17 protein-coding genes are annotated in these 21,485 nt (G+C 65.4%); 11 read left to right on the top strand and 6 right to left on the bottom strand.

Annotated elements, in window-relative coordinates:
* Positions 1 to 20: 20 nt before the first annotated feature.
* Positions 21 to 1,397 carry an NAD-dependent succinate-semialdehyde dehydrogenase gene (locus CV023_RS11595; RefSeq protein ID WP_230745829.1) on the top strand — a complete coding sequence of 459 codons (1,377 nt, stop codon included), beginning with the start codon at positions 21 to 23 and terminating at the stop codon, positions 1,395 to 1,397.
* Between the two features lie 885 nt (positions 1,398 to 2,282).
* Here CV023_RS11595 and CV023_RS11600 read toward each other — a convergent pair.
* Positions 2,283 to 2,849, bottom strand: coding sequence for a TetR/AcrR family transcriptional regulator (locus CV023_RS11600; protein WP_230745831.1), 567 nt, complete (start codon positions 2,847 to 2,849; stop codon positions 2,283 to 2,285).
* Between the two features lie 116 nt (positions 2,850 to 2,965).
* Here CV023_RS11600 and CV023_RS11605 point away from each other — a divergent pair, with 116 nt between their 5' ends.
* Both CV023_RS11605 and CV023_RS11610 read left to right on the top strand, forming a co-directional pair.
* Positions 2,966 to 3,931: an alpha/beta hydrolase family protein gene (locus tag CV023_RS11605; RefSeq protein ID WP_269067308.1), complete on the top strand. Its 966-nt coding sequence runs from the start codon at positions 2,966 to 2,968 to the stop codon at positions 3,929 to 3,931.
* Complete coding sequence (locus CV023_RS11610; protein WP_230745834.1) at positions 3,928 to 4,938, top strand: NAD-dependent epimerase/dehydratase family protein; 1,011 nt, start codon at positions 3,928 to 3,930, stop codon at positions 4,936 to 4,938. Before CV023_RS11605 ends, CV023_RS11610 begins: the two co-directional genes overlap by 4 nt.
* Before the next feature lie 63 nt (positions 4,939 to 5,001).
* Here CV023_RS11610 and CV023_RS11615 read toward each other — a convergent pair whose 3' ends face one another.
* Positions 5,002 to 5,631: a TetR/AcrR family transcriptional regulator gene (locus CV023_RS11615; protein ID WP_230745836.1), complete on the bottom strand. Its 630-nt coding sequence runs from the start codon at positions 5,629 to 5,631 to the stop codon at positions 5,002 to 5,004.
* 293 nt (positions 5,632 to 5,924) lie between these two features.
* On the opposite strand from CV023_RS11615, the gene CV023_RS11620 reads away from it, so the two are divergent.
* The 4 genes from CV023_RS11620 (at position 5,925) to CV023_RS11635 (ending at position 8,723) form a co-directional block, all read left to right on the top strand.
* Positions 5,925 to 6,425, top strand: a complete 501-nt coding sequence (locus tag CV023_RS11620) for a hypothetical protein (RefSeq protein WP_230745837.1) — start codon at positions 5,925 to 5,927, stop codon at positions 6,423 to 6,425.
* Positions 6,426 to 6,766: 341 nt separating this feature from the next.
* Positions 6,767 to 7,525: a CPBP family intramembrane glutamic endopeptidase gene (locus CV023_RS11625; RefSeq protein WP_230745872.1), complete on the top strand. Its 759-nt coding sequence runs from the start codon at positions 6,767 to 6,769 to the stop codon at positions 7,523 to 7,525.
* 172 nt (positions 7,526 to 7,697) lie between these two features.
* A complete protein-coding gene (locus CV023_RS11630) occupies positions 7,698 to 8,117 on the top strand; it encodes a nuclear transport factor 2 family protein (RefSeq protein ID WP_230745839.1) in 420 nt (139 codons plus the stop codon).
* Between the two features lie 144 nt (positions 8,118 to 8,261).
* Positions 8,262 to 8,723 carry a nuclear transport factor 2 family protein gene (locus CV023_RS11635; protein WP_230745841.1) on the top strand — a complete coding sequence of 154 codons (462 nt, stop codon included), beginning with the start codon at positions 8,262 to 8,264 and terminating at the stop codon, positions 8,721 to 8,723.
* A gap of 613 nt (positions 8,724 to 9,336) precedes the next feature.
* On the opposite strand, the gene CV023_RS11640 is transcribed toward CV023_RS11635, so the two are convergent.
* From CV023_RS11640 to CV023_RS11650, 3 genes are all read right to left on the bottom strand, one after another.
* On the bottom strand, positions 9,337 to 10,677 hold the full coding sequence (locus CV023_RS11640) for a M20 family metallo-hydrolase (RefSeq protein ID WP_230745842.1): 1,341 nt from the start codon (positions 10,675 to 10,677) through the stop codon (positions 9,337 to 9,339).
* A gap of 139 nt (positions 10,678 to 10,816) precedes the next feature.
* Positions 10,817 to 12,604: a thiamine pyrophosphate-dependent enzyme gene (locus CV023_RS11645; protein ID WP_230745844.1), complete on the bottom strand. Its 1,788-nt coding sequence runs from the start codon at positions 12,602 to 12,604 to the stop codon at positions 10,817 to 10,819.
* A gap of 71 nt (positions 12,605 to 12,675) precedes the next feature.
* Positions 12,676 to 14,007: an MFS transporter gene (locus CV023_RS11650; protein ID WP_230745846.1), complete on the bottom strand. Its 1,332-nt coding sequence runs from the start codon at positions 14,005 to 14,007 to the stop codon at positions 12,676 to 12,678.
* 155 nt (positions 14,008 to 14,162) lie between these two features.
* Between CV023_RS11650 and CV023_RS11655 the strand changes: the two genes are divergently transcribed.
* Complete coding sequence (locus CV023_RS11655) at positions 14,163 to 15,386, top strand: helix-turn-helix domain-containing protein (protein WP_230745848.1); 1,224 nt, start codon at positions 14,163 to 14,165, stop codon at positions 15,384 to 15,386.
* A 163-nt stretch (positions 15,387 to 15,549) separates the two neighbouring features.
* The gene (locus tag CV023_RS11660) at positions 15,550 to 16,581 is read left to right on the top strand and encodes an LLM class flavin-dependent oxidoreductase (RefSeq protein ID WP_230745849.1); all 1,032 of its coding nucleotides are present in this window, start codon (positions 15,550 to 15,552) and stop codon (positions 16,579 to 16,581) included.
* Between the two features lie 161 nt (positions 16,582 to 16,742).
* Here the strand turns inward: CV023_RS11660 and CV023_RS11665 are convergent, their stop codons facing one another.
* A complete protein-coding gene (locus CV023_RS11665) occupies positions 16,743 to 17,738 on the bottom strand; it encodes a DUF2332 domain-containing protein (RefSeq protein ID WP_230745851.1) in 996 nt (331 codons plus the stop codon).
* Positions 17,739 to 18,060: 322 nt separating this feature from the next.
* On the opposite strand from CV023_RS11665, the gene CV023_RS11670 reads away from it, so the two are divergent.
* Together CV023_RS11670 and CV023_RS11675 are read left to right on the top strand one after the other, a co-directional pair.
* Positions 18,061 to 19,425, top strand: coding sequence for an MFS transporter (locus CV023_RS11670; RefSeq protein WP_230745853.1), 1,365 nt, complete (start codon positions 18,061 to 18,063; stop codon positions 19,423 to 19,425).
* A 159-nt stretch (positions 19,426 to 19,584) separates the two neighbouring features.
* Positions 19,585 to 21,006 (top strand): FAD-binding oxidoreductase, encoded by a 1,422-nt coding sequence (locus CV023_RS11675; protein ID WP_230745855.1) that lies wholly within the window; start codon positions 19,585 to 19,587, stop codon positions 21,004 to 21,006.
* Positions 21,007 to 21,485 lie beyond the last annotated feature (479 nt).

The raw sequence follows: 21,485 nt of genomic DNA on the forward strand, positions 1-21,485 counted from the left end.
CATCAAAGGAGCTGCATCCTATGTCGAACTACCGAGTCCAGAACCCCGCCACCGGAGAGATCGTCGAGACCTTCACCGAGGCCACCGACGCCGAGATCGAAACCACCGTCACTGCCGCCTATGACGCCTATCTGACCTGGAAGGACACTGACATCCAGGAGCGCGCCGGGATCGTCCGGCGGGCCGCTGAGATCTTCCACGAGCGCAAGGACGAACTCGCCAAGGCGATCTCCCTCGAGATGGGCAAGTCCTATGAGGAGTCCGTCGACGAGGTCGAGTTCGCCGCTGACATCATCGAGTACTACGGCGTCCACGGCCCCACCCTGGCCACCGACTATCAGATCCCGAGCACCATCCCCGGCACCGCCCGCATCGAGGCCCTGCCCATCGGCGCCCTGCTCGGCGTCATGCCCTGGAACTTCCCCTACTACCAGGTCGCCAGGTTCGCCGCCCCGAACCTCGTGCTCGGCAATACCATCATGCTCAAGCACGCCGACATCTGTGGGCGCTCGGCGCTGCTCATCGAGGAGATCTTCCTGGCCGCCGGGGTCCCTGAAGGCGGCTATGCCCACCTGTTCTCCAATCACGATCAGATCGCGACGATCATCGCCGACCCGCGCGTCCAAGGTGTGTCCCTGACCGGCTCGGAGAGGGCCGGTGCGATCATCGGCGCCCAGGCCGGACAGAATCTCAAGAAGGCCGTGCTCGAACTCGGTGGGATCGACCCGATGGTCGTCCTCGATGCCGATGACGTCGTCACGGTCGCCCGCGAAGCCTGGGAGTTCCGCGTCTACAACGCCGGCCAGGTCTGCAACTCGAACAAGCGGCTCATCGTCATGGACGACATCTACGACGACTTCGTCGCTGAGCTGGTCCGCCTCGGCACCGGGCTCACTCCGGGGGATCCGGCGAAGCTCGGCGAGAACGAGTACGTGCCACTGTCCTCACGTGCCGCAGCCGAGACCGTCGACGCGCAGGTGAAGAAGGCCGTCTCCGAAGGCGCCCGAGTGCTCATCGGCGGGGAACTCTCCGAAGGCCCGGCCGCCTACTACTCGCCGACCGTGCTCGTCGACGTGCCCCGTGACTCTGAATCCTACGGCGAGGAGATCTTCGGGCCCGTGGCCACGGTCTACAAGGTCAGCAGTGACGAGGAGGCCCTCGAGCTGGCCAATGACTGCGCCCTCGGACTCGGCGGCTCGGTGTTCTCGACCGACGAAGCCCGCGCAGACAGAGTCGCCGCCCGCCTCGAGGTCGGCATGACCCACGTCAACACCATCGCCGCCGAGGCCGCCGAGATCCCCTTCGGCGGAGTCAAGCGCTCCGGTTTCGGCCGCGAGATGGGCCCGATCGGTATGGGCGAGTTCGTCAACAAGCGCCTCCACTTCGTCGCGAAGTAGGAGGTGCCGGGCAACCGCTCGCCGGAAGTGCACACGCTGGCCTATGTCAGGAGTCACTTACGCTGCTGACGCGGCACGCCTACGATGATTGATCCCAACAACGCCAGCGGGCGTCGGGACTCTCAGTCATGCGAAAGACCGTGCACGACACTCGATGCCCACGCACCAAGAGTCCGTCGACGTTTCGTTCACACTCCTTGCCTGAATCCAGATTCGACCTGGTGAGAAGTCTAATGAATGACCCCTGAATTGCGGTGCTCGCCGGTTTGCCACTGCACACGTTCGGCAACGACGAGCCTGACGGCCTTGAAGTTCTCAAACGTCCTCGGCGAGTTCGCCTGGTTCGTCATCGTGCGAAACTCCCATTCCGCGTGTGGTCTGTCATTCGGTACATGCGGCCGGTGATGCCTCAGAGATTCCCGTGGTCCTCCAGCGTGATCTTCAGCGCGCTGGACTTCAATGCCGCACCCGAGTCCGCATGTGTGGACTCCGGGGTTCCGTTGAGCGCGAACGAGATATCCGAGATAGTCCTCGATCCCGCTGCCGACATCAGATGCCCGGTGGTCCACCTCGGCGGGCTTCCTCATGACTCGGCGGGCGATCTATCGGCGGGTATCGATTTCCTTCACGGATCGGAGGGCAGCAGTCATCCGACCCGGATCTGTGCAACGCGTCTCCGGTGGGGCGGGCGCGGTGCTCGTGAAAAGTGCCAACACGGTCACCTCACCCGTATCTGTCGTCCTGGAGCACGACGTCAATGGCGTCGTAGCAGGGACTGTTCACTTCCCCACCCCTTCCCGAGCGCAGCGGGGTGCCACCGTCCGACAAGGCCGTGGGGTCCTCACTCTCGCTGACGAAGTTTTGCGATCGGAGCTTGACATGCGTTCATGCCGGCGGCAAGTCGACGATGCGCGAGGGTGGCACAAGAGCACCTCTGACAAGGGCGTGCGCGAGCTCGGTCGGGTCGTAACCTGGCCCTGATCCGCCGATGCAGAGATTGCCAATTCCTCGAAGCAACGCGTAGGCCGAGAGAGACGCTCCTTCCGCAGCTGCCCCCTCAAGCAGCCTCGCGCCAACCGGGACGAGTCGGTCGAGGAAGTACGCATGCAGTCTCGCGAACTCCTCACCCTCAGTCCCGATGGCCTCCGCGAGCCCGTGCTTCGTGACAAGGAAGTCCACGAAGACGTCGACCCAGTCGTGCAGGGCGGCTACCGGTGTCGAGCTGTCTCGTCCGAGCGCGCTTGCGGCCTCGACCGCTGCATCCACCTGGTGTCGATACACCGCGGCGATGAGGTCTGCACGCGTCGGGAAGTGTCGGTAGAGGGTCCCCATCCCCAAACCCGCGCGCTCGGAGATCGCGCGGACGGGCGCGGCAACTCCCACCTGCGAGAACACCGTAGAGGCTGCATCGACAATACGCTCACGGTTCCGTACTGCGTCACTGCGTCTCATAACCATCCTCCTCGCCGTAACCGGCGCACCTTTACAAAACGGATCATTGTTCCGTATAGTTCTGGAACACTGCTCCGCTCTATTGTGCCGGAGCCCTACCACGAAGGGAAGCCACCATGTCAACACCCACGAGAGCGACCGGCTCCGGCGTCGTCGCATCGCTCGACGCGGTTCTCGGCGCAGCTGTGCCCGTCCTCTCCATCGCCCCTGTAACCCTCGATTCGCCCGGTCGTGAGCTTCCCCTCGAAGTTCGGGTGACGGCCCCGACCAGCGGAGCGAATCTGCCGGTGCTGCTGTTCTCCCACGGCAACGGTTCGTCTCTGGACGGCTATGCGCCGCTCGCGTCTGTCTGGGCCTCGCGTGGATTTGTCGTCGTTCAGCCCACTCATCTCGATTCGCGGCGCTACGGCATTGGCTTCGACGATTCACGGTTCGGCTCGATCTGGAAGGCTCGCCGCGACGACTTCGTGAGCATCATGGATCAACTCGATTCGATCGAGGCTTCCATCCCGGGGCTTGCCGGCCGGATGGATCGGACCTCGGTCGTCGCAGCTGGGCACTCGTGGGGAGCACAGACGGTGCAGATGCTCCTCGGTGCGCGCATCGAGCTCGAGGATGGAAGCCTTGCCGAGAGCGATCAGGATGAGCGCGTCATCGGCGGTGTGTTGATGGCAGCCACGGGGCTGGCCGGCGACGATTTGCATGAGTTCGCGCGCACGCATCTGCCGTTCATGCGCCCGTCCTTCACAGATCTACATGCCCCCGTCCTTGTCGTTGCCGGCTCCGAGGATCGCTCTCAGCTGTCGAGCCGCGGATCGGACTGGTTCACCGATGCGTACCACTTGAGTCCCGGAGCGACTGATCTGCTGACGCTTCTGGGTGCCGAGCACTCTCTGGGCGGCATCCCTGGCTATGAGGCTGCAGAGACCACCGATGAGGATCCCGAGCGCGTTGCCGTCCTCGCCCTGCTGTCCGCTGCCTACCTGCGCAGCGTTGCGACCGCCGACGCCGGGGTGTGGGAGCGTGCGCGATCGGCTTTCGCTGCCGCAGGTCACACGATCGGTCGCGTGGATTCCAAATGACAACGAAGGACCGTGAACGACAGCGGACCAAGAGGCGCGTGCTGGTCTTGGGCGGGACCGGCTGGCTGGGCGGCGCGATCGTCCGCGTTGCCCTCGCGCGGGGGGATCACGTGGTCTGCCTGGCACGCGGAGAGTCGGGTGAGATCCCGGAGGGAGCCACTTTGGTGTGCGCGGATCGTCGATCGCCTGGCGCGTACGCCGGTGTCGCAGGACATTGGGATGAGGTGATTGAGCTCGCCCACGACCCCACGCTCGTGGCTTCCGCGCTCGACGGGCTCGCGGACCGGGCGGCGCACTGGACTCTGGTCTCGACAGTATCTGTCTATGCGGACACCGGAACGCCCGGCGCTGATGAAAGAGCCGAGCTGATCGAGCCGCAGGACCTCTCCAGGTACCCCGACGCGAAGGTCGCCGCAGAGCGCGCCACCACTGCGCGGCTCGCGGATCGCCTCCTCATCATTCGCCCCGGTCTGATCGCCGGGCCGGGAGATCCGAGCGACCGGCTCGGCTACTGGCCGGCGCGGCTGTGGCGAGGAGGCGACGTCCTCGTCCCGCGCATGGAGGGGCGATTTGTGCAGTGCATCGACGTTGACGATCTCGCGGGGTGGATCATCGAGGCGGGTGCTCGAGAGCTCCTCGGAATCGTCGACGCCGTCGGCGAGTCCCATTCGATGCGAGGCTTTCTCGAGATCACGAGCACAGTCACTGAGTTCACCGGCGAACTCGTGGAGATCGAGGACGAGATTCTTCTCGCCCACAGCATCGGATACTGGGCCGGGCCGCGCTCCATCCCACTCTGGCTCCCCCTGGCGGACAGTGGTTTCGCTCGTCGAGATGGGCGGCAGTACCTCGGGGCGGGGGGGTCGTTGCGACCACTCGTCAACACCGTGGGCCGCACTCTGGACTACGAGCGAGCTCGCGGCTTCGACCGACCCCGGCGTTCCGGACTCGACGCCGCGGAAGAACAAGTCGTCCTTGCTGCCGCCCGGAGGAAGACGGTCGAGTGAGAGCTTGGACCCGCCTGCCCTGGTGCTGGGCTCGCACGGCAAGCCTCCGAGCCCAGCACGGAATCAATCAGCGTCGTCTGTGTTGCGGGAGCCGGCTGATGGTGGATAGGCATCGAGCAGACGTCGCACAGCTGTCGATACGACCTCGCGCACGTCCGTTTCCTGCAGTGGCACTGAAGTCAACGCCGAACTGAAAGAAAAGCCTTCGACCAGGGCGAGGAGCAGGCGTGTCTCACGTCGCAGTGCTGCTTCGTCGACTGCGCGCCCAGCTAATGCCTCTCGCAGGAGCGTGTGGACCGCTTCGCTGGCCGCGGTCGTCGCCGCGGCGATCCCTGCCGCAAACTCCGGGTCAGTGCGGGCCATGACGCGATACTCGACGAGCGCAGCATTCTCCTTGCGCTCCTGTTCCGTGGTGGGTGCAGTGAAGACGATGGCGTCCGTGATTCGCTGCAGCGGAGCGTCAGCGAGCTTCGGGTCGCGATCCTGGGCGCGCTGGATCAGCGTATCGAGCGTGAAGCGCATCACCTCACGCAGGCTGTTGCCGAAGTAATGTCTGATGCTGCCGATGGCCAGTCCCGTGCGCGCTGCAATCTGAGCGAAGGTGACTGAGCGGATTCCATTCGTGTCGATCTCATCAATGACGGCATCGGAAATCTGCTGACGGCGGGCATCCGGGTCGATTCTAGGCGGCATGGCACCATCGTAGCCAAGATAGCATGTGTGTGCTAACTTAATAGCATGTACATGCTAAACAACCGTGGGGTGAACGGCCTCACTTTGCGCGGAAGCGGTGATACAGCATGGTGAGCGACGAGTTTGACCTCGAGACCAATGCCAGCCGAACGAGCCCGCACAACGACCGTCTATCTGACGGCTCTGGCGTCGATCAACCGGCACCCACCCGTGGTTCACCACTTCTCGCCTTCCGCCCCTCGCTCATGCTGCAGCGCACACGATTCGCCATCGATCTCGATGACGCATCCACCGTGACGATCGACATCGACCATGCTTCGGCCCGCGCCTCACTCTTCTCGAACAACCGCCTCGTGCAGACCGCGGGCATGCCCACCAAGTTCCAGCTGGGATCAGACAGCATCGAGGTCGTCGCGGGCAAATACGGCATGCAGCGGATCCACCTGGTTCGCGCAAACGGCAGTGAGACTCTGCTCGACCCTGCGCCGGGCACCCCGGAGCACTGGCGCGCACGGCTTGACCGAAGGCACCCCAAGGCAGCACGCGTGTTGGCCGCCAGCGCCGTCGTCGTGCTGACGATCGATCTGATCCTGCTCGCCCCACAGCTACTGCAGCTGGTCACACACCTGCCGATCTGGGCGGACCATTTCGCCTCCTTCACCTCTCCGATCGACCTTCCAGTAAGGCTGAACACGGCACTTGCTCTCGCGGCCGGCCTTGCGGGGGTGGAGCGGGCACTGACCTTCCGCCACCATCGATTGCTCGACATCGAGACCGACGGCATCGACCGCTGAGAACGATTCCGGGTGCGCACTCGTCATATGCCCCCATCTCTCGACCGACGCGCCGTCTACGGAGCCGAAAGCGGTCCACCTCAAAGGAGATAACCATGCAACCACACGACTACCGCGCGAACCGCGAAAGGGGCTCCGGACTCCCCATGGGACCGACGGAGTATCACCAGTTCCTCCGCACCTCCCGGTACCGCTGGTGGAAGGCAGCGTTGGCCATCGCAGTAATTCCGATCGCCTACGTCGCCACTACCTCGACACTCACATGGGCATTGACCCTCGTCTCGGAATCGTGTGGCCTTGGCCTAGTGCCGGCAGAGACGTCCGGCGATGGGGTCGTGACCATGACCCCGGCGCTGCTGCTTGCCAGCAACCTCGCTCTCGGACTCCTCATCCCGGTTTCTCTCGGGCTGCAGCGACTGCTGTTTGGCCAACCCACGCGCTGGATGCACTCGGTCCAGGGGTGCTTCCGGTGGAAACTAGCATTGACCTTCGCCGCTGTGCTGGTGCCCGTGTGGATTGTCTACGGAACCTTATGGACGATGATGAATCGTGAGGCGGCTGGAGTGAGCGGGCCACCGGCAACTCCGGGCAGTACCATCATCCTGTTCACTGTCGTGCTGCTGACGAGCCCCCTGCAGGCAGCCGGCGAGGAGTATGCTGCACGTGGTCTGCTCGCGCGCAGCTTCGGCTCCCTCACTACGCGTCCCAGAGTCGCCCTGCTCTTGGCGTTGCTCGCGCCGAATGCAATGTTCACCGCCGTCCACGGGCTCTCCGACCTGTGGCTCGTGGTGTACACCTTCTGCTGCGGACTAGCTTTCGCGGTGGTCACTTGGCGCACCGGCGGCCTCGAGGGGGCAGTCGTGCTACACGCTGTGAACAACACCGTTCTCCTCCTGGTCGCATCCTTCTTCTCCGAAGAGGTCACAATTGACCGCAGTTCTGGACATGGCGAGGTGATGCTGCCGGGCGCCTTCCTCATGCTGGCCAGCGCAGCAGGAATGTGGCTGTGGGCTCGACGCCAAGGAATCTCCCGCTTCGCCGACCCAAACTCCGGGCTCTCGCAGTCGTCAGGTCAAGGCACCCCTGCGCGGACTCGATGACGCCGGTGGAGGTCGACGTGCCCTCCCCCTCCGACATGTCGCTTTGGGCGGGCGGTGCCTCGGGACCCATATGCGGCAAAGTATTTCTCTTGCAGCACTGACACGACGAGACAGTGGCCGCGCTTCTCGCGCCGGCGACAACACAATCCACACGAGAACGAAAGAGGGCAGGATGATGTCAGCAGAAACCACGACCCCACGTACTGTGGTCGAGAAGTTCGTCGAGCGCTTAGGCCGGCAAGATCAGGAGGGGATCCAGGAGCTGTTCGCGGATCAGATCGACTGGTACGTCCCCGGCAGCGATACCTTGCCGTGGACAGGCCGTCGTACCCGGCGAGACGAGGTCGCCCCCTTCTTCACCACGATGTGGCCACACTACGTGAGCGGTGAGAGCAAAGTGAGCCTGGAGCGATTCGTCGTCGACGAGACAGACGTGATCCTGCTGGGGACCTTCACCCACACGATTGCATCATCCAGTCGGGTGTTCACCACGCCCTCGGCAATGCACCTGGTAGTCGAGGACGGCCGAATCACCCGGATGCACCTCTACGAAGACACCCTCCTCATCGAGGAAGCATTTGCTGCCGGCTGAACCAGGCGCGTTCGCGCACCTGTGCGGACAGAGGAGCGGGCTGGTGTCCGGCTGTGCACGATGAGCACCCCCGGATCGCGGCCCGGAAACCGTCGTTCGCTACGCAGAAACTACCGAATGTCAGATGACTACAAGAGGACTATCATGACTGAACGCAGTTTGACCCAGCTGAACGACATCGAGGACATTGCGCAGCTCAAAGCCCGCTACTGTCGGCTCATCGATCAGAAGAGGTGGCGAGAGTTGGAAGACGATTTCCTATCCAACGCTTCTGTGGAGATCGCCGGGGCTCCAGGAGGAGCTGATGACATCCAGAGCTTCAGCGACGCACACAGCTTCATTGAGGGACTGCGCCATCTGATGGGACCACTCACAAGCGTGCACCAGGTCCACGCCCCCGAAATCGAGTTGTTGAACCGGACCCGCGCACGCGGGACTTGGGCCGTCTCCGATCGGCTTGTCTTCCCCGAAGAAGGCCCAATGCGCTCCCTGCAAGGGTGGGGTATTTACCATGAGCGCTACGAGAAAATCGGTCAGGCCTGGTGCTTCGCTGAGATCCGCCTCGAGCGCCTGCTCGTCGAACCCACGCCGAACGGAGCCGCATGATCCAATCACACAGCGATCAGCGAGCTGCTCCCCTCACTCGGTGCCTTGCCTTGCTCGGACGGTGCGAATGGTCGGTCCGGGATGCTGTGTGAGGTTGCCTCGACTGCGCAGACTCTCCTCGACGCCTAGCGTGTAGAGGATGGTCACCAGCAGAGTGCCTACCGACTTGCTTGCGAGATACCGGGCGGTTCACCGTCAGTGCGTCCTCGATGATGTCCGCCATCGCCGAGGCGGTCCGCCGCCGCCATTCCGCCCGCGGGGGAGTGTGCGGGACCCGAAACTGTCGTACCCGGGCCAGGGCCACCTCGGCGATCGGGGCGTGGTTCGACAACGCGGTGTTGCAGCAGGCGCTGAGTCCCAGACCGCGGCCGGCGCGCAGGGTCAGTCGCGGCAGCTGCGAGTAGTGGAGCACACGAAAGCGCCGCACCAGATTGGGTCGGGACCGCCACTCCTGACTGATCGCGGCGACGGTGTCGATATCGCTGCGTCCAGGGCGATAGGCATCCAAGGCGACGGACCCGCCGACCGCTCGCCGCCGATCCCGTCAACGACAACCAGGACGTCGACGACATCGACTGACGATCCTCAGCGGTTCGGAATGTGACGAGTCGACTCAGTCGTCGAGGGCACCTGCCGCCAGCCGTCGGACCACCTCGGTGAGGTGGTGGAGGCCCGAGACGAGGTCCTCGTCCTTGGTGAATTCCTCGAGGCTGTGCGAGATACCCGCGACGCTGGGCACGAAGAGCATGACCGTGGGCACGGTGTCCTTCAAGTTCGTCGAATCGTGGCCGGCCACGGTCATCACCCGCGCCGAGGTGAGCCCGAGCTCGTCCGCGGCAGCGCGGGCGAGCTCGACGCCGTCCTCCGAGTAGGGGTTCTGGTCCCAGCTGTGCTCGGCGACGATCTCGATGCCGACCCGATCCTCTTCGCGGACCCGTGCGACCGTGGCCATGAGCGAATCATGGGCGGCGGCGATCACCTCGGCGCTGGGCGAACGCAGGTCGAGCAGCAGGCTGACCTCGCTGGCGACGACCACGGGAGAGTTCGGGTAGACCGTGAGCTGACCGCACGCGGTGTGCAGGGCGCCGGGTTCGAACTTATCGGTCAGTTCGCGCGCAGCGACGACGAGCCGGGCCGCCCCGAGGAGCGCGTCCTGACGATCGGCCATGAGCGTCGAGCCGCTGTGGGCCTGCGCCCCGGTGACCTTGAATTCGTATTTGTGGGCGGCCCAGGTGGCGTTGACGAGGCCGATCGTCACGCCGTTCTCCTCCATGCTGCGGCCTTGTTGGACGTGGATCTCCGCATAGGAGGCGATGTCCGGGGCGATGAAGTGCCCGCGCTCACCCAACTCGTCGAGCGCCTCGGCGACGGTGACACCGGCGGCGTCGCGCGTGGCCAGGGCCGCTTCGAGCTCGGCCTTCCCGGTGAACACATTGCTGCCCATCATCGAGGGCTTGAACCGGGACCCCTCCTCGTTGAACCAGTTGACCACGGCGAGGTTGTACTTCGCCTTCGCCGGGTCCGCGCGTAGCTCATCGGCGACAGCGAAGCACGCGTGAGCCGAGGACATGACCCCGTAGGCACCGTCGAAGCGACCGGCGGTGGGCTGCGAATCCATGTGCGATCCCGTGAGCACATAAGGTGCTCCCGGGACGAACTCGAGGAGGCCGAACTGGTTGCCGATCGGATCCCGATGGACGCTGAAGCCGTGCTCCTCGAGCAGGTCTGCGAACCACTTGCGCTGCTGGCCGTCGGCGGCGCTCGCCGCCTGCCGGTCGACGCCGTTCGTCCCGGCGACTGCGCCGAAACGGGAGTGGACTGCCCAATCGGCGAGGAACGCGGCCTCGAGATTGGCACGGGCGTCCCTGTCGAGCTGGGTGTCTCTGTCGACCTGGGCGTCGGCGGCATTCGTCGAGGTGGTGCTCGCCGAGGTGGTGCTGGGGGTCTCGGTCATGGTCGTCCTTCCGGTGATGCTGGGGATATTCAGGGGTGCGGCGCCGGTGTCTCCGGTGTCGGATCAGTGGGTCAGCGGATCGTCTCTGGGCGGTCGGGCAGTCGGGCTGCAGGGCAGCGGGGCTGCTTGAGGCCCCGGCTCAGGCCGGGATCTCGTCGGCGGCGGGAGGCATTGTCTCCGGGTCGATGGTGAGGTGGAGAAGCGCCGGCCCTGTGGCGGCCAAGGCTCGGTCGAGCGCGGGAGCGAAGTGCTCGGTGGCCTCGACACGTTCCCCGTGTCCGCCGATGAAGGCGGACATCCACGTCCCGAAATCGGGATTGACCATGCGCGTTCCCGATGGTCGACCCGGATAGTGGTTCTGCTGGTGGGAGACGATCGTGCCGTACACGCCGTTGTCGATGACGATGATCAGCGGGCTGGCCCCGTGGGCGAAGGCGGTCGCGATCTCCTGACCGTTCATGAGGAAGTCGCCGTCCCCGCAGATCGCCACGGCCCGGCGCTCGGGCGCCGCCAGTGAGGCCGCCACCGCTGCCGGGACAGCGAGTCCCATGGCCCCGTTGCGTGCCCCGACGAGGCTCGCCGGGTGCAGATGCCGGAGGAATCGGTGGCCCCAGATCGTCGCGTTGCCCGCTCCGTAGGTGAGGATCGCCTCCCCGCCGAGGCGGTCGTCGAGGATCCCGAACACCACCCCGAGATCGACCCCGGGGTTGTCTTCGGAAACGACGGTGCTGCCGGAGTCTGGGTTGCTGTCGGAGTCTGCGGCGTTCGCGGAACCGGCCCCCGCCTCGGCGTCGGGACGATGTGCGGAGAAGCGGGACTGCGCGTGCGCACGTGCGAGCATCCATTCGTCGCTGCGCTCTGCGCGGAGGTCGGGTGCGAGGGTGTCCGGGTTGTCTCGGGCAGTGGCCGGATCACCGGATCCGCCGGCGGATCGCACTGCGCTTCCACCGGCGAACTCGGCCAGCGCGTTGACGAAGCTGCGCGGGGAGGCGAGGATCTGCTGGTCGATGCGGCCGGCGTGCTGGGTGGCTTCGGGGTCGAGCCCGACGAGGACGGTCTCGGCATCGAAGCCGATCGTGTAGCCGTCGCTGGCCACATCGGAACGGGTGGCTCCGACGAAGACGAGCAGGTCCGCCTCGGCGAAACCGGCCGCGATGGCATCGGCGCGACCGTAGCCGAGCCACCCGGCCCACGCGGCTCCCGTATGGGGTACGGCATCGTAGGCGCGCCAGTCGGCGAAGATCGGGATACCCGCCGAGGCGGCCAGTTCGGCCAGCTCACGTCCGCAGCCGGAATGCCAGCCGTCCCCGCCGAGGACGAACGCCGGGCGATCGGCGGTTCGCAGTCGTGCAGATAGGGCCTCGAGATCTGCGGCAGACGGAGCAGGCTCGACGATCGCAGACGGCGTCGGTGCAGGTGAGTCGGTCAGGCGGACGAGGACATCCTCGGGCAGGCCGACGACGACGGGACCCGGGCGGCCCGAGGCGGCGATGCGCAGCGCCTCGGCGGTGAGCTCACCGGCACGATGTTCGTCATCGATGGTGATGACGGCCTTCGCGGTCGAGGAGAACCACTCGGGCAGACTGAATTCCTGGAAGGACTCGCGGGCCCGATCCGCGGTGGGGACGAGTCCGACGAAGAGCACGAGGGCGGTGCCGTCCTGCCAAGCGGTGTGGATGGAGATCATCGCATTCGCCGCCCCCGGGCCCCGGGTGACCATGGCGATTCCGGGGCGTCCGGTCAGCCGGGATTCGGCCAGCGCCATGAAGCCTGCGCCACCTTCCTGACGGCACACGATCGTCTCGATCGCGGAGTCGTAGAGTCCGTCGAGGACGTCGAGGTAGGACTCGCCGGGAACCGCGTAGGCCCGCTTGATTCCGGCGTTCTCCAAGGTGCTGACGATGAGATGTCCGGCCGAGCGGGGCATTGGCGGGGTCCTTCCGTGGTGGGGCGGGTGCTGTGGGTGCGGGCCGCGCGGTTGCGGTCGCTGCGGCGAACTCAGTGCTTGAAGCCGGGCAGGTCGACGCTCAGACGCGGTGCGATGGCTCCGGCGAAGGCCGTGAACAGGGACAGGAAGGCGAGCATCGCGGCGGCCGGCCACCAGTGATCCCCGGCGGAGGCGACGAACCCGGTGGCGAGCAGCGGAATGAATCCGGAGATCATTCCGGCCGCGTTCTGCGCCAGGCCGACCCCGGTGTAGCGGGTGTTCGCCGGGAACAGTCCGGTGAGCACGGTGCCCGAGGCGGCGTAGGGCAGGGACAGTGTTCCGACGGCCAGGGTCATGGCGATGACGACGAGCACCGGGTTGCCGGACTCGAACATGAGGAATGCCGGAACGGAGACGACCGCCGAGGCGATGCCGCCCCACAGGATGACCTTGCTCGCTCCGTACTTGGCTCCGAGGGCGCCGCCCCAGATGAGAGTGAAGATCTCGACGGCCGCAGCGACCATGCTGCCGAGCAGGAGCAGAGAGTTCGTATAGCCGAGGACGTTGACGCCGTACCAGACGCAGAAGGCGGTGACGAGATAGAAACCGCCGACGCCGAGGAGGGCGGCGGCCATGCCGACGATGATCTGCCTCCAGCTGTCGACGAAGGTGGTGCGGATCGGGCTCTTGGCGACCTCGCCGGACTCTTCGAGCTGCCGGAACACCGGGGACTCCTCGAGACGCGAGCGCAGATAGACGGCGACGGCGAGAAGGGGGAGGGCGATGAGGAAGGGGATCCTCCAGCCGAAGGAGTCGAAGTTCTCCTGCGAGAAGACGAGCGTCATGACGAAGAATCCGCCGGAGGAGAGGATCGTGCCGATCGGGGAGCCGATCTGCGGGATCGCCGCGTAGCGGGCGCGCAGGTGGAGCGGGGCGTTTTCGACGACGAGGGTCATGGCGCCCGACCATTCTCCGCCGACGAAGAGCCCCTGCAGGATGCGCAGGAGGACGAGCAGGGCGGGGGCGGCGAAGCCGATGGCCGCATAGGTCGGGAGCAGGCCGATAAGACCGGTGACGATGCCGATGCCGATGATCGTAATGAGCAGGACCTTCCGGCGGCCGATCTTGTCACCCATGCGGCCGAAGATCAGCCCGCCGATCGGGCGCGCGGCCAGTCCCACGCCGAAGGTGGCGAATGAGGCGAGAGCTGCGGCGGTGGCGTTCTCGTTGGTGAAGTACTGGACGTTGAAGACCAGGGCCGCGGCGGCGCTGAACAGGAAGAAGTCGTACCACTCGAGGGCGGTGCCGATGAGTGCACCGGCGGCGACCTTGTTCGCATCCTTGACGCTGAGTTCCTGGGTGGCCGAATATTCGGTCGCCGCTGTCGGGTCGTTCACGCTCATGATTTTCTCCGTCGAGTCCGGGTCGGGGTCGGATGAGGGTCGGTAGGTCTTCGACCCATAACTGAGAACACTACCGAGTGTGATCGCACGATTTCGAGAATATTTTGCCCCGGATGTCCCGTGACCGATTGTGCATCTGCACATAGTCTAGAGGGATGTCGCCACGTCATGAGAGACAGCTCAGGGATCAGCCGCTGCCTGGGGACCACGTCCGCTGGGTCCAGCTGCTCGATGCCCTCGAACTCGATCAGCTCACGGAACGCTTCATGTCCCGAGTCGTGCGGGTTCCCGGCTACGACCCCGCCCCGATCCCGGTCTCTGAGCTGAGGCGGACCGGGCTGCTGTCGTTCCAGACGCTGGTCGAAGGCCTGCGCGCGGGCGGCTTCGACGGGTCGGTCGCGGTGTCCACGGAGGTCGGAGTCACCCGCGCCCGGGCGGGAATCCCGCTGGAGGCGCTGATGACGGCCATCCGACACGACTTCAATGTGCTGTGGGAGGCCTTGACCAGAGTGGCGACGCAGGAAGACGCCGAACTCGTCATCCGGCACACTGGGATCGTCCTCTCCACGGTCGATGACTATGTCTCCCAGGTCCAGCAGGCCTATGTGGCCGAGCGGCAGCGGATGCGGGAGGAGGAGTCCTCGGTGCGGCAGGGGCTCATCGCGGAGCTCTTCGACGAACGGGATCCGACGGATGAACGCCTGGCCGGAATCGCCTCGGCGCTGGGCCTCGACCCGAGTGATCGGCTGCTCGTCGCGGCGGCGCGGGGAGAGGATACCCCGGCGCTGCGGGTGCTCATCTCCGATCATGAGCGCGCGGGCGGGACCATGTTCACCCACCACCTCGGCGAGGTCCTCATCGCCTTCACCCGATCGGCCGAGCCGACGGGCACGCGTTCGACCGCGGGTGCGCGGCCCGGTACGGGCGCGAGCTCGGGGCCGGGGCCGGGACCGAACATGGTCGGACGACGCTTCGCCGAGGCGCGAGTGGGGCTGGTCGATGCCCCGGACTTCGCCTCTCTGCGCAGGTCGGCGCTGACCGCCCGTGACCTCGCTCAGCTGCTCACGGCCGATGAGGTGGGAGCGATGACGTGGGAGCGTGGGTGGGCGCGCTTGGCCGCACAGTCACTGAACGCGGCAGGCAATTCGATCGTCACCGATGTCGAGCGTTCGCTGGCCGTCTGCGGCGGTGCCGAACGGGAACGCCTCGTCGAAGCGGTGCAGAGCTATCTGCGGTCGGGCAGCATCGGGGTGAGCGCGGCCGAGCTGTACTGCCACCGCAACACCGTGGCAAACCGGCTGCGCCGATTCGCCGAGCTGACCGGGGTGGACCCGACGATCCCCGCCGAGGCGGCCCGCCTCGTCGTCGGGTGGGCGTGAGGTGATGTCGGGTGGGGGCTGGGGTGACGCGGAGGTGCTGAGGTGACGTTGGGTCGGGCGGGAGATGACGGTGTGACGGGCGGTGTTCATCCGAGGCTGATATGCATTGAGCATTCAACTACTTTCGGCCGATGCCTCGGCGAGGTGTCAAGAGGGAGACATCGTGAGCAGTTCGACGACAGGCGCTCCGAACCACCTCGGGTTCATCCATCTGGTTCCGTTCGATCGTGACGATCCGTCCCGGGGTCTGCGCGAGGGCATCGAACTGTTCCGCTTCGCGGAGGAGCTCGGACTCGACAGCGGGTGGGTGCGGACCCGGCATATGCAGTACGGGCTGCCCTCGCCGGCGGTGTACTTCGCTGCGCTGGCACAGGAGACCGAGCGGATCGGACTGGGCAGCGCGGTCATCCCCGTCGGCCACGAGAACCCGTACCGTCTGGCCGAGGACCTCGCTGTGGCCGACCTGCTTTCCGGTGGGCGAGTGCTGCCCGGACTGAGTGTGCATCCGCCCGGATTCGCCGAGGCGGTCAATGACCTGGTCCACGGTGAAGGCTGGCGAGATGAGGACTTCGGCTACGGACGCATCGAGCGCCTCCGTGACTTCCTTGCCGGGGCACCCGTGCGGGAGAAGCCCGAGTACAGGGGCTTCGGCGGGGACATCGACTCCGAACGGGTGGAGCCGCATGCGCCCGGACTGGCCGATCGCCTCTGGTACGGCGGCGGTTCGCTCAAGTCCGCGGCGTGGGCCGGCGGGGCGGGGATGAACTGGCTGATGAGCAACATCACCTCGGCCGAGGACGGCATCGAGGACTTCTCGGCCAACCAGGTCAACCAGATCGAGACCTTCCGGAACGCCGAGGTGGGGGCCGGGGCAGGGCGGGTCAGCCTGGCCCGCGTCATCGTCCCCACCGACGGTGCGAGTCCCGCGCAGGCCGCGAAGTACCGAGACTATGCGGAGGCCCGGACGCCTCGGACGAAGTCGGTCCACGGTCGCAATACGATCATCGCTCCGGACCTGCTCGGCTCGACCGAGGAGATCGTCGACTTCCTCGGGTCGAACCCGGCGTTCCAGGCCTCGGATGATTATCTCTTCGAGCTGCCCTTCGAATTCGAGCTCGAGGATTGGAAGCACATCCTCCATCAGCTCGCCACGGAGATCGGCCCCAAGTTGGGATGGTCGCCGATCGCAGACTGAGACCGACCGCAGGCTGAGAGCGGCTCCGGACTGAGAGCCGCTTCTGCGAGACCGGCCACGGTCTGAGCGCGGCCCCGGCGAGACCGGCGTCGACGAGGTGGCGCTACCTGACCGTGCTGCCGATCGTCCGTTGGATGTCTAGGATGACGACCACCTCGGTGTCAGGACCGCTCCAGCTCCTCGTAGCTCTGCCCGTGCGGTCCCGTCAGCGCGGTTGCGATTCCGTTCACGCTGAGGACGAAACGACCATCGGGATCCACGCCGCGGGCCTCGAGCTGTACGCCGGTTTCGGGCAGGACGCCTGCGCCCTCGTTGCTCAGCCACACGACCTCGGGGTGAGCGCGCATGATGGCGGCGAACTCCTCCCGCCTCGGCGCATCGAGGTAGGCGAGGACCGCGCTGTGGAAGACGACGATCTGCGAGTCCGACGGCGCCTCGGCGATGAGGGGTTCGATGCGATCGCACAGATCCCCGGATATCAGCCTCGGCGGGTCGGTTTCGACGATACCGGCGGCGGCGCTCAGCCTCTCTCGCCGGGCATCGTGCTCGGGCCAGACCAGGGATCTCAGCCACTCACGCTCGTCGGGATCGGCGATGTCGAGCGGATTGAGGTCGATCCCCGCTCGCCACGCGACCTCCGGGATCCGCGTCGGGGGCTCGGAGCCGAGGAACTCGCATGAGAGGACGGCAGGACTCGGACCATCTGCCGGGTCGAGCCGGATCGTCCCACTCTCGGATCGGTATTCGTAGCTGTACCGATCCGGGTACAGGCACAGCCCGGCCGAGGCGCCCACTTCGATGAGCGAGATCGGACCATCGATTGCGGCGAGGGCCGGCAGCAGCACCGCGCACCGTCCGGCCTCATTCGTCTGCGTCGATCGAGCGAGCATGAGTGCTCGCGTCTCCTCCCAGTGATCGAGCAGCCAGCTCCGCAGCTCCGCGAAGGAACCATTCCCCGCGCCGAGGTGTCTGGCCGCGGCGAAGAGAAGGTTGGCCTGACGCTTGGGTCGGGGGAGGTCGAGGAGCAGATCGATGAGGGCCTCGTCCTCGCCGATACCCTGCGCCCACTCGGTGTAGACGGGCGAGGTGTCAGCGGCTTCGAGTTCGGCGAACCTGCGGTAGTAGTCGCGGACAGACTCGGCCTCCAGCTCGGTCATCGGCTGCATGGTCCCTCCTCATCTTCTCGTCTCATCGTACCGAGCGACTGAAGGCTGAGCGTCGACCGAATCCGCGCGTGGGACGGCTGGGACGGCTGGGCCGAGTGGGACGGCTGGGACGAGTAGGACCGTCGAACCGTGGGGGACGGGTGGCCCGCGTGGGCGGTCGACCCGAACCGCCTCGGCTGGCGGGGTCGATCTCAACGTCCCGGCATTCGGAACTTTGCTTCCGAGATCTAGGAAACGACGGCTGAGCTGACGTAATGTGATTTCGTATTCCGCCGGAGGCCAGAACCGGTCCGGCTCGATCGAGGGAGATCACATGTCATCCCAGGTGAACCATGTCAGTGGGGCAACGCCCAGTGACTCCGCTCTGGAGAAGCGGACGATGCGCAAAGTCATCGTCCGACTCATCCCATTCATCATCGCGATGTACTTCATCAACTATCTCGACCGCACCAACCTCGGCATCGCCGGGCCGGGCGGGATGAATGAGGACCTCGCGATGAACGCCACGCAGTTCGGGTTCGCGGCAGGCATCTTCTTCTTCGGCTATCTCATCCTCGAGGTCCCCTCGAACCTGGCGCTGCACAGATTCGGCGCCCGGATCTGGCTGGCCCGCATCCTCATCAGCTGGGGAATCGTGGCCGCTGCGATGGCCTTCGTGCCCAACCATTACTGGCTCTATGCCCTGCGCTTCCTCCTCGGCGTCGCTGAGGCGGGCTTCTTCCCCGGCGTCATCCTCTACCTCACCTACTGGTTCCCGACGAGCATGCGCGCCCGCGCCACGGCCCTGTTCATGCTTGCGATTCCCCTCTCGAGCGTCGTCGGTTCGCCGCTGTCGTCGTGGCTGATCTCGAGCGGAAACTCGATCTTCGAGTCCTTTGCCGGGTGGCGGTTCATGTTCATCATCGAGGGCGTGCCGGCGGTTCTCCTCGGCCTCATGTGCCTCTTCTACCTCACCGATCGTCCCCGCGACGCCAAGTGGCTGGAGCCGGAGGAGCGAGAGTGGCTGCAGGCGAAGATGGACGCCGAGGAGAGTGACAAGGAAGAGACTTTCCACTATCCGGTTCGCCGCTCCCTGCTGCAGCCGCGGGTGTGGGCGCTGTCCTTCGTCTACTTCGGCATGGTCTACGGCCTCTACGCCCTCAGCTTCTTCCTGCCGACGATCATCGCGGGCTTCCAGGAGACCTTCGGCACCGAGTACTCGATCGTCGAGATCGGCTTCATCACCGCGATTCCCTATGTCTTCGGCGCGGTGGCGATGTATCTGTGGTCGCGCCACGGGGACCGCACCGGCGAACGCGTCTGGCACGTCGCGCTGCCGCTGTTCATCGGCGGCATCTCCATCCCGATCGCGCTCTACCTCAACTCGCCGTTCACCACGATGATCGCCGTGACGATCACCGCCATGTCGATCTGTGCGGCCCTGCCGACATTCTGGCCCCTGCCGCAGACCTTCCTCGCGGGTGCCGGAGCGGCTGCCGGTTTGGCGCTGATCAACTCGCTGGGCAACTCGGCCGGATTCTTCGCCCCCTACATCACGGGCTGGCTCGCCGATCTCACCGGCACCCAGAACGCCGGCATGTGGGTCGTCGGTGCCGCGATGGTCGCCGCGGGCGTGCTCACCCTCATCCTCAAGGCCGCACCCGCACCCGATAGGCTGGACCCGAACCTGACGAAGTAGTCCCGGCGGCTGCGCCGGCGGTGGCGTCGCCGGTTGCGGTGGTGTCGCTTCGGTGGCCACGACCACCTCGGCGGTTATCATCTCCGACCTCGCCGAGGCGGTCGTGGACTTCTCGCGGTCGCCGACCGACCTCGTCGCATCTCCGTTCGGAAGGACGTCATGACAGCACAGGACCAGCTCACCGTGGGAACCGCCGAACTCGAGGAGCTGGCCGCGCGGCTGAGCCCGGGCGCGCTGACGACGGATCCCGACGTCATCGACGCGCACTCGAGCGACGAAGCCCTCTTCTGCCCACGCGAGGGCGCGATCGCCCTGGTCAGGGCCACCTCGGCGGAGGAAGTCCAAGAGGTAATGCGCTTCGCCACGGAGCACCGGACTCCCGTGGTCCCGCAGGGGGCGCGATCGGGGATATCGGGCGGAGCGAATGGCTCACCTGGGGCGATATTGCTCAACGTGTCGAAGATGAAAGACGTCGTGCGGGTCAACGAGGCCGAACGTCTCGTGACCGTTCAGCCCGGCATCATCAACCAGGACCTCAAGGATCATCTCGCCCCGTTCGGGCTGTCCTATCCGCCTGATCCGGGCTCGGTCGCGCTGTCATCGATCGGCGGCAATATCGCCACCAACGCGGGAGGTCTGTGCTGCGTGAAATACGGCGTGACCAGGGATTACGTTCGCAGTCTCAAGGTCGTGCTGGCCGACGGCACGCTCACGACGCTCGGCCCCGAGACTGCGAAGGGAGTGGCTGGACTCGACATGCGGCACCTCTTCATCGGCTCCGAGGGTACGCTCGGCATCGTCGTTGAGGTGACGCTGCGCCTGATCCCGGCCCTGCCCGACCCCTTCACCGCGATCGCGACCTTCCCGGACGAGCGATCCGGACTGCAGACGGTGGCCGATTTCATGGCGATCGGCGGCGAGCCGAGCCTGCTCGAATTCCTCGACGGATCGAGCCTGAAGATGCTCAACGCGTACGGCGATTTCGGTCTCGACAGCGACGCCGGGTCGATGCTGATCATGCAGGTCGACCGGAATCCTGCGGATTCGGAGGCGGAGATGTCCAGATTCGCCGAGGTTGCCGGGCGCTGCGGTGCCCTCGACGTTGCGTACTCCGACGATCCCACCGATTCGGCCGCGCTCATCGCTGCCCGACGGATGATCCAGCCGGCCTACGAGAAATTCGCGCACTCCCATGGTGGGGGCCAGCTGCTCGACGATGTGTGCGTGCCGCGGACCGCGGTGCCCGAGTTCTACGATCACCTGAAGCGACTGCAGAAGTCATCGGGCTTGGAGATTGCGCTGGTCGCGCACGCAGGGGACGGCAACACGCATCCCTCGGTGTTCTTCGATGCCGGCGATGCCGAGGAGGTCGCGATGGCTGAGGAGGTCTTCGCAGAGATCATGCGCGTCGGGCTCGAGCTCGGCGGAACGATCACCGGGGAGCATGGCGTCGGGTACCTCAAGAAGGACTGGCTGCCGCATGAGCTGGATGAAGGTTCGCGGAGGATTCAGGTGGCCGTGAAGAATGCGCTCGATCCGCTGGGGATCCTCAATCCGGGAAAGATGCTCGACGCTCTCTGAGGCTTGTTTTTGTTTTTTGTTCTGAGGCCAGTTCCTGTTCTGGGCATTGGCTTGAGCTGAACCTTGAGCCGCGTTTTGCGCTGGTTCTTGGGTTGAATTCTGAGCTGCTTCTGGGGCTGATGCTTGGGTTGAATCCCGAACTGGTTCTTGGGCTGCGGCCAGCGCTGAAGCCTGATCCGAATTTTGGGCTGGCTGGATTCTGCGCTGATTCTCGCGCCGAACTTTGGAGTTGAGTCGCGCCGGGAACCGCTCCTCATCGATGCCTGCCGCAGGTCTGTGTCAGTGCCTTCTTATAGGGTGGAACCACACTCAGCCACAGCATATAACGACACCATTCGATACACAGCTACGAATCCCACCAGCACAAACAACAACAATCATACGTAGACAGTAACAATCGAAAATAATCCGAAATTAAAAGGCGCAAAACAGCAATACTGATGTACACTGAATAAAAGAGCCCTTCAACGGAGAACGGA

Origin of the sequence: Brevibacterium sp. CCUG 69071, from assembly GCF_021023135.1 — a bacterium.
GTDB lineage: Bacteria > Actinomycetota > Actinomycetes > Actinomycetales > Brevibacteriaceae > Brevibacterium.

Excerpts from the sequence above, each read along its gene's own strand:
- CV023_RS11645 (WP_230745844.1), bottom strand. The coding sequence starts at position 12,604 with ATGCCCCGCTCGGCCGGACATCTCATCGTCAGCACCTTGGAGAACGCC.
- CV023_RS11610 (WP_230745834.1), top strand. The coding sequence starts at position 3,928 with ATGACAACGAAGGACCGTGAACGACAGCGGACCAAGAGGCGCGTGCTG.
- CV023_RS11625 (WP_230745872.1), top strand. The coding sequence starts at position 6,767 with ATGACCCCGGCGCTGCTGCTTGCCAGCAACCTCGCTCTCGGACTCCTC.
- CV023_RS11635 (WP_230745841.1), top strand. The coding sequence starts at position 8,262 with ATGACTGAACGCAGTTTGACCCAGCTGAACGACATCGAGGACATTGCG.
- CV023_RS11640 (WP_230745842.1), bottom strand. The coding sequence starts at position 10,677 with ATGACCGAGACCCCCAGCACCACCTCGGCGAGCACCACCTCGACGAAT.
- CV023_RS11630 (WP_230745839.1), top strand. The coding sequence starts at position 7,698 with ATGATGTCAGCAGAAACCACGACCCCACGTACTGTGGTCGAGAAGTTC.
- CV023_RS11665 (WP_230745851.1), bottom strand. The coding sequence starts at position 17,738 with ATGACCGAGCTGGAGGCCGAGTCTGTCCGCGACTACTACCGCAGGTTC.
- CV023_RS11675 (WP_230745855.1), top strand. The coding sequence starts at position 19,585 with ATGACAGCACAGGACCAGCTCACCGTGGGAACCGCCGAACTCGAGGAG.
- CV023_RS11650 (WP_230745846.1), bottom strand. The coding sequence starts at position 14,007 with ATGAGCGTGAACGACCCGACAGCGGCGACCGAATATTCGGCCACCCAG.
- CV023_RS11605 (WP_269067308.1), top strand. The coding sequence starts at position 2,966 with ATGTCAACACCCACGAGAGCGACCGGCTCCGGCGTCGTCGCATCGCTC.
- CV023_RS11670 (WP_230745853.1), top strand. The coding sequence starts at position 18,061 with ATGTCATCCCAGGTGAACCATGTCAGTGGGGCAACGCCCAGTGACTCC.
- CV023_RS11615 (WP_230745836.1), bottom strand. The coding sequence starts at position 5,631 with ATGCCGCCTAGAATCGACCCGGATGCCCGCCGTCAGCAGATTTCCGAT.
- CV023_RS11595 (WP_230745829.1), top strand. The coding sequence starts at position 21 with ATGTCGAACTACCGAGTCCAGAACCCCGCCACCGGAGAGATCGTCGAG.
- CV023_RS11655 (WP_230745848.1), top strand. The coding sequence starts at position 14,163 with ATGTCGCCACGTCATGAGAGACAGCTCAGGGATCAGCCGCTGCCTGGG.
- CV023_RS11600 (WP_230745831.1), bottom strand. The coding sequence starts at position 2,849 with ATGAGACGCAGTGACGCAGTACGGAACCGTGAGCGTATTGTCGATGCA.